The sequence below is a fragment of the Geobacillus sp. CX412 genome (assembly GCF_027942335.1).
GTDB lineage: Bacteria > Bacillota > Bacilli > Bacillales > Anoxybacillaceae > Parageobacillus_B > Parageobacillus_B toebii.
This window is the reverse complement of sequence record NZ_CP103461.1, coordinates 2,806,276-2,820,148: the sequence shown is the minus strand read 5'-3', so window position 1 is coordinate 2,820,148 and position 13,873 is coordinate 2,806,276. Positions and strand designations below refer to the sequence as shown.

The following is a 13,873-nucleotide window of genomic DNA, read 5'->3' as shown; positions in this document are numbered from 1 at the left end:
TAGAAAGGAAGCAGGCGATGGCGCTTTTGGAAGTTCAACATTTATACGGGGGATATACGAAGCAAAACGTGCTCGAAGATGTTTCGTTTACCGTCGATCGCGGGGAAATAGTTGGTTTAATCGGTCTAAACGGCGCGGGAAAAAGTACGACGATCAAGCATATTATTGGGCTGATGGAACCGAGGAAAGGGACGATTACGATTAACGGAAAAACGTTTTCGGAACAGCCGGATGTATATCGTTCGCAATTTACATATATACCAGAAACACCTATTTTGTACGAGGAACTGACATTGGAGGAACATTTGCAATTAACGGCGATGGCTTATGGATTGGAAAAACATGAATACGAACGGCGTCTTCCGCCGTTATTAAAAGAATTTCGCATGGAGAAAAGGTTAAAATGGTTTCCTGCTCATTTTTCCAAGGGAATGAAGCAGAAAGTCATGATTATGTGCGCCTTTTTAGTGGAGCCAGAGCTTTATATCATTGACGAGCCGTTTCTTGGCCTGGATCCGTTAGGGATTCATTCTTTGCTTGAACAAATGCAGCAAATGAAGAAAAAAGGGGCGGGCATTTTAATGTCGACACATATTTTGGCGACAGCAGAAAATATTGTGATTCGTTTGTCATTTTGCATAACGGAAAAGTAAGGGCGAAAGGAACGCTCGAGGAGTTGCGTGAACAATTTTCTTCTCCAGCGGCAACGTTGGATGAACTATATATTGCGTTAACAAAGGAAGAAAGCGTATGATGGATGGAAAAAAACTATGGAACGACCGCCTTTATCAAGAAGTGCGAAAAATGCGGCGCTATTTACGTTATATGTTGAACGATCATCTATTGTTTATATTGCTCATTGGCATTGGCCTAGGGGCGGTCGCCTACCATCGTTGGGTACAAACGCTTCCGCCGCATTTTCCTTATCCCATCATTGCCGCACTGATTTTTTCTTTCGTATTGACGTTTGGTTCGTTGCGCACGTTATTTCAAGAAGCGGATATCGTGTTTTTATTGCCGTCTGAGACAAAGCTTCGTCCATATATTCAACGGGCTTTTTTGCTGAGTTTTCTTTTGCAGGGATATGGGCTGCTTCTTGTATGGTTGGCAATTGCGCCGCTTCACCGGAAGTTTTCCGATGTTTCTTTATGGCTGCTGTTTTTCGTGTTGCTCGTTTTGAAAGGATGGAATTTATTTATAAGCTGGAAAGGAAATTATTTTATTGAACCGCTTGCCCATCGTCTTAGCATGGTCGCACGGTTTGGGGTCAATGCTCTTTTTGTTTACTTTTTGCTTGTTCACGCTTCGGTTTTGTTTTTACTTGCTCTATGTGCCATCATCGCAGGCATAACGGTTTATTTGGTGCAAGCAACAAAGCGAAAAGGATGGAAATGGGAGCGGCTCATTGAACAAGAAACAAGTGCGGTGCGCACATTTTACCGTATCGCCAATTTATTTACCGATGTTCCACAATGGAAAGAGGAGGCGAAACGGCGGCGCTGGCTTGATTTTCTAGTTTCTATGATTCCATATCATCCAAAAAATACGTTTCTTTATTTGTACGCAAGAACATTCATCCGTTCGGGCGGATATTTAGGTCTTTATATCCGCTTAATCGCAATCGGATTGTTATTTCTTTATATTGTTCCATCCGAATACGGAAAAATCGCCGCGTCGTTATTTTTTCTTTACATCACCGGCTTTCAATTATTCGCATTGATCGACCATCACCGGACAAACTTGTTGATCCGATTATATCCGCTTCCAAACGATGTGCGGAAACAGGCATTATGCCGCCTTCTCTTTTTCTTATTAATGGTGCAAAACATTGTTTTCAGTTTGTTTTTATTCCTGCTTTATGCTGGCTGGATATGGGGCGCGTCATGGATGGCAGGAGCTGTTTTTAGTTATTGGCTACTGTTTCATTATCTTTCCAAACGTCGCAAGCGGGAGGGAAAAATATGAAAAAGATGTATATCACAACAGGAACAACGGATTATTTGCAAAAAGTGAAAGACATGCATGCGAACGAAACGATGTTGTTGTTGGAAAGGGAAGAAGATGCTGTTTTGATTCATGAAACAGATGGCGAAACGGTGTTTAAAGAGCCGCGCCGTTATGAGGTGATCGATGCAGTTGGTGAGTTGGGCGGAGCGTTTGTTGTATGCAATAATATTCCGGTGACCGACGAAGGGCGGCCGCTATTTGAGCATCGCTTTGTGCAGCGGGCAAGACTGATTGAAAATGAACCTGGATTTGTTGCGATTCGCGTACTGCGTCCGCTTTCTAATGACACGTATATCATTATGACATTATGGGAAGGAAAAGAGCATTTTGAAAATTGGCAGCGTTCAAAAGCGTTCACAAAAGCGCATGAGCAGCGGAAAGAAGAACAAAAACCATCTCAACAAAAAATATTTCCGCGTCCATCTTATATAACAGTCTATTCGGTCGTTCAAGAAAGATAAAACGGTTTTTTACCTCCGCTTTTTCGAATGAATAAGCGGGGGTTTTTTGTATATAAGTGTTTCACACCTTTATTCTCCTTTCATATGCTGTAGTACATCCATGTTGGGAAAATGTCCTATTTAACAATGGAAAGCATATAGGAAAGGAGAATATAAATGGGTGTGGAATTAACGGTGCTGCACTGGATTTACTTAGCGTTTATCGTGTTTATTATCGGATTTATGATCGCACGAAAAGATACATCACTTATTTGCATTATCGGGATCTTTTTGTTAGCCGCTACAGCGACCCATTCGTTAAGCGCGGCGATCAGCGGGGTGTTTAATAGCTTTATTTACGCGATTACAGAGCTTTTGCCAACCATTTTAGTGATTTCCATTATTGTGGCAATGAGCAAAGTGATGACAACAACAGGAATTAATGATGTGATGATTTCGCCGTTTATCCGGTTTATCCGCACTCCGGGATGGGCGTATTGGACGATTGGGATTTTGATGATGATCATTTCTTGGTTTTTCTGGCCATCTCCCGCAGTTGCGTTAATGGGTGCAGTGTTACTGCCTGTGGCCATTCGTGTTGGGTTGCCGGCGTTAGGAGCGGCGATGGCGATGAATTTGTTTGGTCACGGTATTGCTCTATCAGGAGATTTTATTATTCAAGGAGCGCCAAAACTGACAGCAGATGCCGCTGGTCTTTCTGTCTCCGAAGTCATTTCTGCCAGCGTGCCGCTTGTGTTTGTGATGGGAGTTGTTACTACGGTTGCTGCCTTTCTATTGCTTCGTCGTGATATGAAAAGGGGCCATTTCGCTAATGAAGCGAATGAAGTAGCGGCGACAGCGGATGAGGCAATCGAAAAGGCAAAACAATTGTTGTCTAATCAAGCGAAAAATATGTTGGCGATCATCATTCCGATTTTATTTGTTCTAGATGTCATCGCAATGTTTTATTTGCGCCTGCAAGGTGGAGATGCGACTGCGTTAATCGGTGGAACAGCGATTTTTATTTTAATTCTTATTTCCATTTTTGCTTATAAACAAGAAAGTTTTAGTGAAATTACGAATTATTTAATCGAAGGATTTCAATTTGGCTTTAAAGTGTTTGGACCAGTCATTCCGATCGCGGCGTTTTTTTACCTCGGTGACGCAGGGTTTGTCAAAATCATCGGAGAACACTTGCCTAAACTATCGCAAGGAATTGTAAACGATCTAGGAATTGCGCTCGCTCATGTCGTACCGCTCAGCGATGGAGTTGGAGCGGTCACGTTAGCGATTGTAGGAGCAATCACAGGATTGGATGGTTCAGGATTTTCTGGTATTTCGTTAACGGGGTCGGTTGCTCATTTATTCGCGACAGCGATTGGCGGCGGTGCCGCGACATTAACTGCGCTTGGACAAATTACGGCAATTTGGGTTGGAGGCGGCACGCTTGTTCCGTGGGCGCTTATTCCAGCGGCAGCTATTTGCGGTGTAGACCCGTTTGAGCTGGCGCGCCGAAACTTGGTTCCGGTGGCGATTGGACTTGTTGTGACAACCATTGTAGCGATGTTTTTGATTTAACATTGACGAAAAAGCTGTCTCGTAGGAGTGAGCGAGGCGGCTTTTTTGATATAATAATAAAGGAACACGAATGATTTTTTGATATAACCATGAAAAGTATAAAAAACGGAATGACTGGCTATTTATTTCTGAAATCAGACGAACGAAACGGTATTGTGCAGAAAGTCAGTAACAAACGAAAATAAATCGTCAATTTTTTGACAGTTTCCCCCCATTGCTATACATTGTCATAAGAACCTTGTATAGTTATAATTGTAACTTTGTATACAATTGCTTTGATGAAAAATTTTTTATCTTTTATAGATCTATCGATGTTGAATGAAAGAAAGGCGGATGAGGATGTCAAAACAAAAGAATGATACATTTTTACGCGCCTGCCGCGGCGAAAAGACAGATTATGTTCCGGTTTGGTATATGAGACAAGCGGGAAGGTCCCAGCCGGAGTATCGGGCGCTTAAGGAGAAATATTCGTTATTTGAAATTACCCATCAACCAGAGCTTTGTGCTTATGTAACAAGATTGCCGGTCGAACAATATCATGTGGATGCGGCCATTTTATATAAAGATATTATGTCCCCGCTTCCGGCGATTGGTGTTGATGTAGAAATTAAAGCGGGGGTTGGACCGGTGATTGCTAATCCCATCCGCTCTCTTGCGGATGTAGAAAAACTTGGAGAAATTCATCCGGAAGAAGATGTGCCATATGTATTGGAAACCATCAAACTGCTGACGACTGAACAATTAAATGTTCCGCTCATCGGATTTGCGGGTGCGCCGTTTACGCTTGCGAGCTATATGATTGAAGGCGGTCCATCGAAAAACTACAATAAAACGAAAGCGTTTATGTACGCAGAACCAAAAGCGTGGTTTGCTCTGATGGACAAGCTTGCTGATATGACGATTCGCTATGTGAAGGCGCAAATTCGTGCTGGCGCGAGCGCGATTCAAATTTTTGATTCATGGGTTGGCGCGGTGAATGTTGACGATTACCGCACATTTATTAAACCGACAATGGCTCGGATTTTTGCGGCGCTTCGCGAAGAAAACGTTCCGCTTATTATGTTTGGGGTTGGTGCGAGCCATTTAGCGAAAGAATGGAACGATTTGCCGCTTGATGTAATCGGACTCGACTGGCGGCTTTCGATTCGCAAAGCGCGGGAAAGAGGGATTACAAAAGCGCTTCAGGGAAATTTAGATCCAGCAGTTCTTCTGGCTCCTTGGGAAGTAATTGAAAAACGCGTGAAACAAATTTTGGACGAAGGCATGGAACAGCCGGGATATATATTCAACTTAGGCCACGGCATTTTTCCAGAGATTCAGCCAGAAACGTTAAAACGGTTAACGGCGTTTATCCATGACTATACGTCAAGAAAATAAGAGGTGTTAGTAAAGATGGCAAAAAAGAAAATGGGATTATTAGTGATGGCGTACGGAACTCCATATAAAGAAGAAGATATTGAACGATATTATACGCACATTCGTCATGGCCGAAAGCCTTCTTCGGAACTATTGGAAGATTTAAAACAACGCTACAAAGCGATTGGCGGAATTTCTCCATTGGCAAAAATTACTCTGGAACAAGCAAAACAATTGGAAAAGCGGCTTAACGACATTCAAGATGACATTGAGTTTCAAATGTACTTAGGATTAAAACATATTGAGCCGTTCGTGGAAGATGCCGTTCGCCAAATGCATGAAGATGGCATAAAAGAAGCTGTGAGCATTGTGCTTGCACCGCATTTTTCAACGTTTAGCATTCAATCGTATAATGAACGGGCAAAAGCGGAAGCAAAAAAATTAGGAGGACCGGTCATTTATACGATTGACAGCTGGCATGATGAACCGAAATTTATCGATTATTGGGTGGAAAAAGTAAAAGAAGTATACGCGTCCATGACCGAAGAAGAACGCGAAAAAGCAGTGCTCATTGTGTCAGCGCATAGCCTGCCGGAAAAAATTATTGCAGCGGGGGATCCGTATCCGCAGCAGCTTGCCGAAACAGCTAAACTAATCGCGGAAAAAGCAGGTGTAAAACATTATGCGGTAGGTTGGCAAAGTGCCGGCAACACACCAGAGCCTTGGTTAGGACCAGACGTACAAGATTTAACGAGACAGCTGCATCAGGAAAAAGGATATACATCGTTTGTTTATGTTCCAGTCGGTTTTGTCGCTGATCATTTGGAAGTGTTGTACGATAACGATATTGAATGTAAACAAGTAACAGAAGAAATCGGGGCAAACTATTATCGACCAGAAATGCCGAATGCGAATCCAAAATTCATCGATGCATTGGCAATAGTTGTATTAAAACGGATCAAACTTTGATAAAGAAGGCGATGAACAGTGAGTGGCGAAAAACGTACGGTTGTGATCATCGGAGGCGGAATAACAGGAATTGCCGTTGCCTATTATTTGCAAAAAGCAATTAAAGAACAACAGCTTCCTATTGAATGTAAACTGGTAGAAGCGACCCATCGTTTAGGCGGCAAAGTGCAAACAGTGATACGTGACGGTTTTGTGATTGAGCGCGGTCCTGATTCGTTTTTAGCGCGGAAAACAAGCGCTTTTCGTCTTGTGCAGGAAGTAGGGCTAGAAGACGAGATTGTTCATAACGCGACAGGAAAATCGTACATCTTAGTGAACGGCAAGCTATATCCGATACCAGGCGGAGCCGTCATGGGGATTCCGACACAAATCGGTCCGTTTATCACGACAGGGTTGTTTTCTCCGCTGGGAAAACTGCGTGCTGCCCTTGATTTTATTTTGCCGCCGACAAAAACAGAAGGCGATTTATCATTAGGACAATTTTTCCGCCGCCGATTTGGCGATGAGGTGGTAGATAACTTAATTGAGCCGCTGTTATCTGGCATTTATGCAGGCGATATTGATCAAATGAGTTTAATGTCGACATTTCCACAGTTCTTTCAATTGGAGCAGCGATACGGCAGCCTTGTGCGAGGTGCAAAACGAACGACGCCAAAAGCAGCAAAACAACGGAAAGGCGCGTTTCAAACATTAAAAACGGGATTGCAATCGTTAGTCGATGAATTGGAAAAACGATTGGAACAAGGCAGTGTCATGAAAGGGGTGCGGGTAGAAAACGTTAGACGCGAAGGAACGGAATATCGTTTGCGTTTAAGCAATGGAGAAGTGTGGAAAGCAGATAGCATTATCGTCGCGATACCGCACTCATCTGTACCAGCGATGTTTGCTGATTATCCGTTTTTCGCGCCGTTTCAATCAGTTCCATCGACGTCGGTAGCAACCGTGGCATTGGCCTTTCCGGAAAGCGCTATTGAACAAGATATTGATGGAACGGGCTTTGTCGTTTCCCGCCGCAATGATTATACGATTACGGCTTGCACATGGACACATAAAAAATGGCCGCATACCGCACCAAGCGGAAAAGCGCTGTTGCGTTGCTATGTCGGCCGCCCTGGCGATGAAGAAATTGTCGAACAGTCAGATGACGAAATTGTCCGCGTCGTGCTGGACGATTTAAACAAGATTATGCGTATTACGGGACGTCCGGAATTTTTCGTTATTTCACGATGGAAAAGGGCGATGCCGCAATATACGGTAGGCCATAAAGAGCGGCTTGCGAATATAAAAGCACACATGGACTCTGAGCTTCCAGGTGTGTTTTTAGCGGGAAGTTCGTACGAAGGATTAGGGCTGCCAGATTGCATTGCCCAAGGGGAAGAAGCGGTAAAAAAAGTACTCGATTATTTGCAAGTGAGCCATCGAAAGTTTGCGGAGGTTAACTAAAAAGAGTGTGTGAGTAAAATGTTTGTGGGAAAAATTCTTAGAAGTTCCCCGATGAGGGGGTTGGGAACGTAGGTTCGCAATCCCCCCTCATCGGGGCCACCAAGCGAAGCGCGGTAGGATCCCAAGCAGGAAACATGAAAAAAGGACTCTCTCCCTGGTAAGATGTTCATTGACCACACTACAAACAGGAGGAGAGAGTCCTATGAATATTCAACAACATCTTACCACAAATTCGTTGACATGGAAAGAGATCGAACTTGCTTTGTTTCGAGCCTTGCAAAACGCCTTCGCCGAGCTGTTTACGGCTCTGTTGGAGGACATCGACCGGCAATTGGCAGAGAATCGAGATAAGCGCCGATACCACTTGAAAGACAAACGACGCACCACGATTCAAACCCTGTTTGGCGAAGTCACCTTTGAGCGAAACTACTATTTAGACCGAGAACAAAACCGTTACACATTTTTGCTGGATTCCTTTCTCGCGTTTGATGGATCGCAGTCAATCAGCCCTTGTCTAGAAGAAACAGCGGTGGGATTGGCGGTGGAGTGCTCTTCCTATCGCAAAGCGGCTCGTACGCTTGCCCAGATGGTCGGGTATCCGGTGATGAGCCATGAGGCGATCCGCCAGTTGGTGCTCGAGGCCGAAGTTCCGCTGCACTGCCCGGTGGACCAGCGATATGGACGGGTGCTGTTGGTGGAGGCCGATGGACTGTTTGTTTCCCGCCAAGGGAAGGGAAAACGGGCCAAGGAAGACAAAATCCTGACCGTTCACGAAGGATGGAAGCGCAACGGCTCCCGGATCGAATTCGTGAATCAGCGCCATTACGTCCATGAGGGCAAGGGGGAGGTGTGGGAAGGCTTCGAGGAATTTTTGATAAATGAATATGCCTATGATCCTTGCCGGGATCTTCTTGTCATCAACGGGGACGGCGCTCCATGGATTACCGCGTGCCGGGAGTATTTCAAGGGACGGGTCTGCTTTCAATTGGATCGATTCCACGTGGCGCGTGAATTGCGCCAATGCCTCTCGGGCCATCCACGGTGGCAGGCGATTCGGCAAAAGCTGGTGAAGCAGGATGAAGAGGGGTTGCTTGTGGAACTGAACAGCGCCCTCGGTACGCTGGGGGACGAAGCGAAAGAACAACAGCTGGCTGCCTTGATCCACCGGATCGAATCGATGCCGGGATGCATCCGTGATTACCGGGAATGGCTGAAGGAGCAAGGAGTGGACACAACGGGCATGTATCCGATGGGGAGGGCTGAAAGCGTGATGAGCCAGTTGGCGTATCGGGTGAAATACCGCCGCAGTTGGACAGACAAGGGACTCAGGGCGTTTTTCAAGGCAATGATTGCCCGGATGGATGGGATTCGTCTTTTCGGACGTCGTTTCGGAGAAGAATCGTCGCATCCGGCGGAGGAAACGGCATCCACTAAACAGACGGTCGTGAACAAGGCGAAACAACGCGTCCGCCGTCTTCTTCCGGAGGTAACGCGGAATAACGTGCCATATTTACAGCAATCGTCCGGGACACCGATCTATCATGCCCTGTCTGAACTCAAAGGATGGTAAAAAAGGTATACATATCGATCTGTCATGGCAAGGGATGAGAGTTCGAAAGCGCTTACGGATAAAATTCAAAAAATGGTTCGCCAATCTATGACTTACACCTGTTTTCAGCGAACCAAAAAAGTTCCCACAAAATCTTGACTGACTCAAAAAGAGTTAACCTCTTTCTTTTTTGTGAAAAATATGTTATGATTTTAGACGAAATGACCAAATTGTTCATTTAGTCATTTCGAAGGATGAGGGATATGTCTATTGATCGAAAACAACAAATTATTGAAGCAGCTACTAAATCGTTTTCGTTATTCGGCTACAAGGCAACAACGATGGAGCAAATAGCGAAGCTCGCCAATGTCGGAAAAGGGACGATTTATACGTTTTTCAAAAATAAAGAAGATTTATTGGATGAAATTATTTCTTCGCTTATTTTAGAAATAAAAGAGGCGGCGGAGCAAGCGATGGATCCTAATCGTCCCTTTTCGGAAAACGTGCACCAGGCTTTATATCGCATTTTAGAGTTTCGCCAGCAGCATCAATTAACGGCGAAGCTTCTTCAAGAGGTTCGCAATGTCGGAACGGCGGCAGTCCAAGAAGTGATGAAAAAATTAGATTGGGCCATTATCGATTACATTCGTGAGAAAATCGAAATCGCTATAAAAAAAGGAGGAATTCGCGACTGCGATGCTGAAATTACAGCGTTTTTAATGTTAAAAGTATATATCGCATTAATTGTCGATTGGGAGCAAGATCATGATCCGCTGCCGAAAGAAAAAATTGCTGAACTATTTGAGCTTTATTTTTTGAAAGGATTGTCGAAATAGATAGTCCTTCTCTTTTTTGCTTAAAAATGACCAAATGGACAAATTGGTCAATTGTATAGAGGAGGGAGAAAATGCGAGGACTCTCATTATTATGGAAAGAGGCGCATGCGATTTTTCGTAATCGAAAGGCATTGATATCGATTATTGCTGTTATATGCATTCCGATATTATATAGTGGAATGTTTTTATGGGCGTTTTGGGATCCATACGCTCATCTGGATAAATTGCCTGTTGCTGTGGTGAACAACGACAAAGGAGCAGCGATGAACGGTGAAAAATTGGAAATTGGCGATAAGTTAGTAGAAAAGCTGAAAGAAAACAAGAAATTTGATTGGCATTTTGTTTCTGAAAAAGAAGCGGAAAAAGGATTGCAACATCAAAAGTATTATATGGCCATTGAAATTCCGGAAGATTTCTCGGAAAATGCTACGACTTTACAGAATGAACATCCAAAACCGATGAAACTCATCTATAAGCCAAACGAAGGATTTAACTTCCTATCGGCGCAAATTGGCGATAGTGCCGTAGAGAAGATTAAAGAAGAAGTTTCCAATACGGTGACAGAAACGTATGCGGAAGCGATGTTTGAAAATATCCGCGAGATGGCGAAAGGACTTGATCGGGCTAGCGAAGGTGCAAAACAGCTGCATGACGGCATTCAAAAAGCAAATGATGGCGGTGTCTCGCTGCAAAGCGGTCTGCATTCCGCGAAAGAAGGAAGCGGAAAATTAGCGAAAGGAGCGCATGCGGCAAAAAATGGTGCTAATGAGCTTTATAAAAACTTAAAACTGCTCGCTGAAAAATCGCTTACGTTTGAAAATGGATTGCAATCGGCTAGCGAAGGTGCTAATCAGCTAAACGCCGGGCTCTATCAGCTGCAAAATGGTTTTGCAAAAATGCAGGACGGCCATTCACGACTATTAGCTGGCGCGAAACAAGTGGAGAATGGTGCGAAACAACTGTCCGGCGGTCTTCATCAATCGCTTGATGGAATGCAACAAATGAAAGAAAACATTCCGCCATTAACACAAGGATCACAGAATTTACAAAATGGAGCACAAAAGCTTTCCGCATCGATGGAACAATGGAAGCAAGGGGCTGAGAAGACAAATAAAGGCGCTGTCCAAGTAAGCCAAGGATTGGAGAAAGCGGTAGCCCAATTGGACGCGTTAGCAGCACAAGCAACAGATCCAAAAGAAAAAATGCTATTACAAACTTTGAAAGAACAATTACTTCCTCTATCCGAAGGAAGCAAACAAGTCGCTCAAGGAATGGAACAGTTATCGAATAGTGCCGGTCAATTAAAAACAGGTGCGGATCAGCTTGCTGCGGGAGCTTCTAGGCTCCATAATGGCCAGCTTGCGTTAAGCGAAGGAGTCGAAAAGCTTTTAGCAGGCCAGCAACAATTAGCAAGCGGTGCTGACGCGCTTGTTGCCGGCCAGTCGGAAGTAGTGCAAGGATTAACAGTGTTTGGGGAAAAATTACAAGAAGGAAAAAATGGTGTTGATCAGTTAGTCGCGGGAAGTGATCGATTGTCTTCTGGGTTGCATCAGCTCGCCCAAGGATCAAACAAATTAAAAGATGGCGCGCATCAGCTTGCGGATGGGTCCGGAAAGCTTGCCGATGGCATGAATGACCTTGAAAATGGCGCTGTGTCGCTTTCCAACGGCATGAATCAACTTGCTAACGGTTCTGATCAGCTTGTAAGTGGAATGAAAAAATTAGAGGATGGATCGAATGAGTTGGCAGATAAACTAGCTGATGGCGCGAAAAAAGCGAGTGATGTCAAAGCAAATGATGATACTTATAAAATGTTTGCCGATCCAGTGAAAAAGAAAAATGAAAAAATGAATCATGTGCCAAACTATGGTACCGGATTTACACCATACTTCTTATCGCTAGGATTGTTTGTCGGCGCCCTTGTTTTGTCCATTGTGTTTCCATTGCGTGAACCAGCGGACGTGCCAAAATCAGGATTTAGCTGGTTTATTGGGAAATTTGGCATTTTAGTAGCCGTTGGGATTATCCAATCATTGCTGGCAGATGCCGTATTACTTGGAGCATTAGACATTCATGTCCAAAGTGTTCCTAGATTTATACTATTTACGATGATCACAAGCATTACGTTTATTGCGTTAATTCAATTCCTAGTGACGACGTTGGCAGATCCGGGGCGTTTTATTGCAATTGTTGTATTAATTTTGCAACTTACAACAAGTGCTGGAACGTTCCCGCTTGAATTGATTCCAGACGTATTGCAATACTTCAATGCTTGGTTGCCGATGACATATTCGGTGCTTGGATTTAAAGCGGTTATTTCTAGTGGAGATTTTGCGTTTATGTGGCATAACGCAGCTGTTTTAGCCTTGTTTATTGCCATTTTCATGGTAGGAACAATTTTATACTTTATTGCACAGCATAAACGTCAGTTTGATAAACAGATGAACGAAGCTTCCGAAGCGTAATGCTTTGGAAGCTTTTTTCATCTACGTTCAACGTTTATGAATGAAGCAGCGCGGACACATATAGATTCAATGACGATCCATACAAAAAAAATTAAAGATGCCTCTAGAGAGAAGCACCTTTACGTATATAGACAGAAACGTTTTTCGTGTTATTGATGATAAACGACGCCTAAACAATTAGTGCATGTGTTTCCGTAGCATTCATGCTGTTCTTCTATTTCTTTGCCGCATTGCACACATTTTTTTGGCGGTAGGTTTTTGAAAAATTCTAACACTTTTACTAACATTGCGATCGCCTCCGTTGTTTTGTTACTTGTATTGTATTATAACAGAATGTGATTTGTCAATAACTGTTTTAAAACAAATTTCGCCAAAGATGCAAAGTCCACTAAATTTATGTATGATGATAACAGATGAGTACATAAGGAGGAGTACGATGAAAGTTACGGTTATTGGCTATTGGGGAGGTTTTCCAGCAGCGAATGAAGCAACCTCCGGATATTTGTTTGAGCATGACGAATTTCGCTTGTTAGTGGATTGTGGAAGCGGCGTGCTTTCGAAATTGCAAAATTATGTATCTGTCGAAAAATTAAATGCGGTAATCGTATCTCATTATCATCATGACCATGTCGCGGATATCGGTCCATTGCAATATGCGCGGCTGATCAAAAAGAATCTTGGAGTACAATTGCCAGTGCTTCCGATTTACGGGCACCCATTTGATCAAGGGGAATTTGCCCGTCTAGCGCATGAGGGGATTACCGAAGCGGTTGCTTATGATCCGGAACGATCGCTTCAAGTCGGACCGTTTCACATTACCTTTATGAAGACAGTGCATCCAGTTACTTGTTATGCGATGCGAATTACAGCAGGAGATGCAACGGTCGTTTATACGGCTGATTCTAGCTATTTACCGGAGTTTGCGCCGTTTGCTGAAAATGCGGATTTGCTTATTTGTGAATGCAATTTTTACGCCGGGCAAAACGCCGCTCCCGCCGGCCATATGACGAGCGAAGAAGCAGCAATGATTGCCCGTGATGCAAACGTAACGGAACTATGGTTAACCCATTTGCCGCATTTTGGAGAGCATACGCAGCTTGTCAGCGAGGCAAATGCAGTGTTTTCCGGCAAAGTGCAGTTAGCGAAAACAGGACTAGTGTGGGAAAAATAGAAAAAGTTTATCCCCCATTCAGCCAATCAAAATGTTTTCTGGAAAAACAAACGACAGTG

General features: G+C 43.8%; 11 protein-coding genes and 1 pseudogene. 11 read left to right on the top strand and 1 reads right to left on the bottom strand.

Features of this window, described 5'->3' with window-relative positions; translation table 11 throughout:
• Window positions 1-17: 17 nt before the first annotated feature.
• From NXM86_RS14660 to NXM86_RS14615, 10 genes and pseudogenes are all read left to right on the top strand, one after another.
• Window positions 18-754: pseudogene (locus NXM86_RS14660) on the top strand (ABC transporter ATP-binding protein).
• A complete protein-coding gene (locus tag NXM86_RS14655) occupies window positions 751-1,965 on the top strand; it encodes an ABC transporter permease (RefSeq protein WP_089096903.1) in 1,215 nt (404 codons plus the stop codon). Before NXM86_RS14660 ends, NXM86_RS14655 begins: the two are co-directional and overlap by 4 nt.
• Window positions 1,962-2,468: an antibiotic biosynthesis monooxygenase family protein gene (locus NXM86_RS14650; RefSeq protein WP_375216700.1), complete on the top strand. Its 507-nt coding sequence runs from the start codon at window positions 1,962-1,964 to the stop codon at window positions 2,466-2,468. The genes NXM86_RS14655 and NXM86_RS14650 overlap by 4 nt, the downstream gene beginning before the upstream one ends.
• Window positions 2,469-2,624: 156 nt before the next feature.
• Window positions 2,625-4,025 (top strand): hypothetical protein, encoded by a 1,401-nt coding sequence (locus NXM86_RS14645; RefSeq protein WP_498958221.1) that lies wholly within the window; start codon window positions 2,625-2,627, stop codon window positions 4,023-4,025.
• Window positions 4,026-4,364: 339 nt separating this feature from the next.
• Window positions 4,365-5,402, top strand: a complete 1,038-nt coding sequence (gene hemE / locus NXM86_RS14640) for a uroporphyrinogen decarboxylase (RefSeq protein ID WP_143416010.1) — start codon at window positions 4,365-4,367, stop codon at window positions 5,400-5,402.
• Between the two features lie 15 nt (window positions 5,403-5,417).
• On the top strand, window positions 5,418-6,350 hold the full coding sequence (gene hemH / locus NXM86_RS14635; protein ID WP_498958218.1) for a ferrochelatase: 933 nt from the start codon (window positions 5,418-5,420) through the stop codon (window positions 6,348-6,350).
• Window positions 6,351-6,368: 18 nt separating this feature from the next.
• Entirely contained in the window at window positions 6,369-7,793 is a 1,425-nt protein-coding gene (gene hemY / locus NXM86_RS14630) for a protoporphyrinogen oxidase (protein WP_498958217.1), read from the top strand.
• Window positions 7,794-7,995: 202 nt separating this feature from the next.
• Window positions 7,996-9,363, top strand: coding sequence for an ISLre2 family transposase (locus tag NXM86_RS14625; protein WP_190305579.1), 1,368 nt, complete (start codon window positions 7,996-7,998; stop codon window positions 9,361-9,363).
• Between the two features lie 242 nt (window positions 9,364-9,605).
• On the top strand, window positions 9,606-10,178 hold the full coding sequence (locus NXM86_RS14620) for a TetR/AcrR family transcriptional regulator (protein ID WP_498958216.1): 573 nt from the start codon (window positions 9,606-9,608) through the stop codon (window positions 10,176-10,178).
• Window positions 10,179-10,249: 71 nt separating this feature from the next.
• Complete coding sequence (locus NXM86_RS14615; protein ID WP_498958215.1) at window positions 10,250-12,643, top strand: YhgE/Pip family protein; 2,394 nt, start codon at window positions 10,250-10,252, stop codon at window positions 12,641-12,643.
• Window positions 12,644-12,792: 149 nt separating this feature from the next.
• Here NXM86_RS14615 and yhfH read toward each other — a convergent pair whose 3' ends face one another.
• Entirely contained in the window at window positions 12,793-12,930 is a 138-nt protein-coding gene (gene yhfH / locus NXM86_RS14610; RefSeq protein ID WP_012749349.1) for a protein YhfH, read from the bottom strand.
• Between the two features lie 149 nt (window positions 12,931-13,079).
• On the opposite strand from yhfH, the gene NXM86_RS14605 reads away from it, so the two are divergent.
• Complete coding sequence (locus tag NXM86_RS14605; protein ID WP_012749350.1) at window positions 13,080-13,814, top strand: MBL fold metallo-hydrolase; 735 nt, start codon at window positions 13,080-13,082, stop codon at window positions 13,812-13,814.
• Window positions 13,815-13,873 lie beyond the last annotated feature (59 nt).

Coding starts and splice junctions, on each gene's coding strand:
- hemE (WP_143416010.1), top strand. CDS start 4,365: ATGTCAAAACAAAAGAATGATACATTTTTACGCGCCTGCCGCGGCGAA.
- NXM86_RS14655 (WP_089096903.1), top strand. CDS start 751: ATGATGGATGGAAAAAAACTATGGAACGACCGCCTTTATCAAGAAGTG.
- hemH (WP_498958218.1), top strand. CDS start 5,418: ATGGCAAAAAAGAAAATGGGATTATTAGTGATGGCGTACGGAACTCCA.
- NXM86_RS14645 (WP_498958221.1), top strand. CDS start 2,625: ATGGGTGTGGAATTAACGGTGCTGCACTGGATTTACTTAGCGTTTATC.
- NXM86_RS14650 (WP_375216700.1), top strand. CDS start 1,962: ATGAAAAAGATGTATATCACAACAGGAACAACGGATTATTTGCAAAAA.
- NXM86_RS14625 (WP_190305579.1), top strand. CDS start 7,996: ATGAATATTCAACAACATCTTACCACAAATTCGTTGACATGGAAAGAG.
- NXM86_RS14615 (WP_498958215.1), top strand. CDS start 10,250: ATGCGAGGACTCTCATTATTATGGAAAGAGGCGCATGCGATTTTTCGT.
- yhfH (WP_012749349.1), bottom strand. CDS start 12,930: ATGTTAGTAAAAGTGTTAGAATTTTTCAAAAACCTACCGCCAAAAAAA.
- NXM86_RS14605 (WP_012749350.1), top strand. CDS start 13,080: ATGAAAGTTACGGTTATTGGCTATTGGGGAGGTTTTCCAGCAGCGAAT.
- NXM86_RS14620 (WP_498958216.1), top strand. CDS start 9,606: ATGTCTATTGATCGAAAACAACAAATTATTGAAGCAGCTACTAAATCG.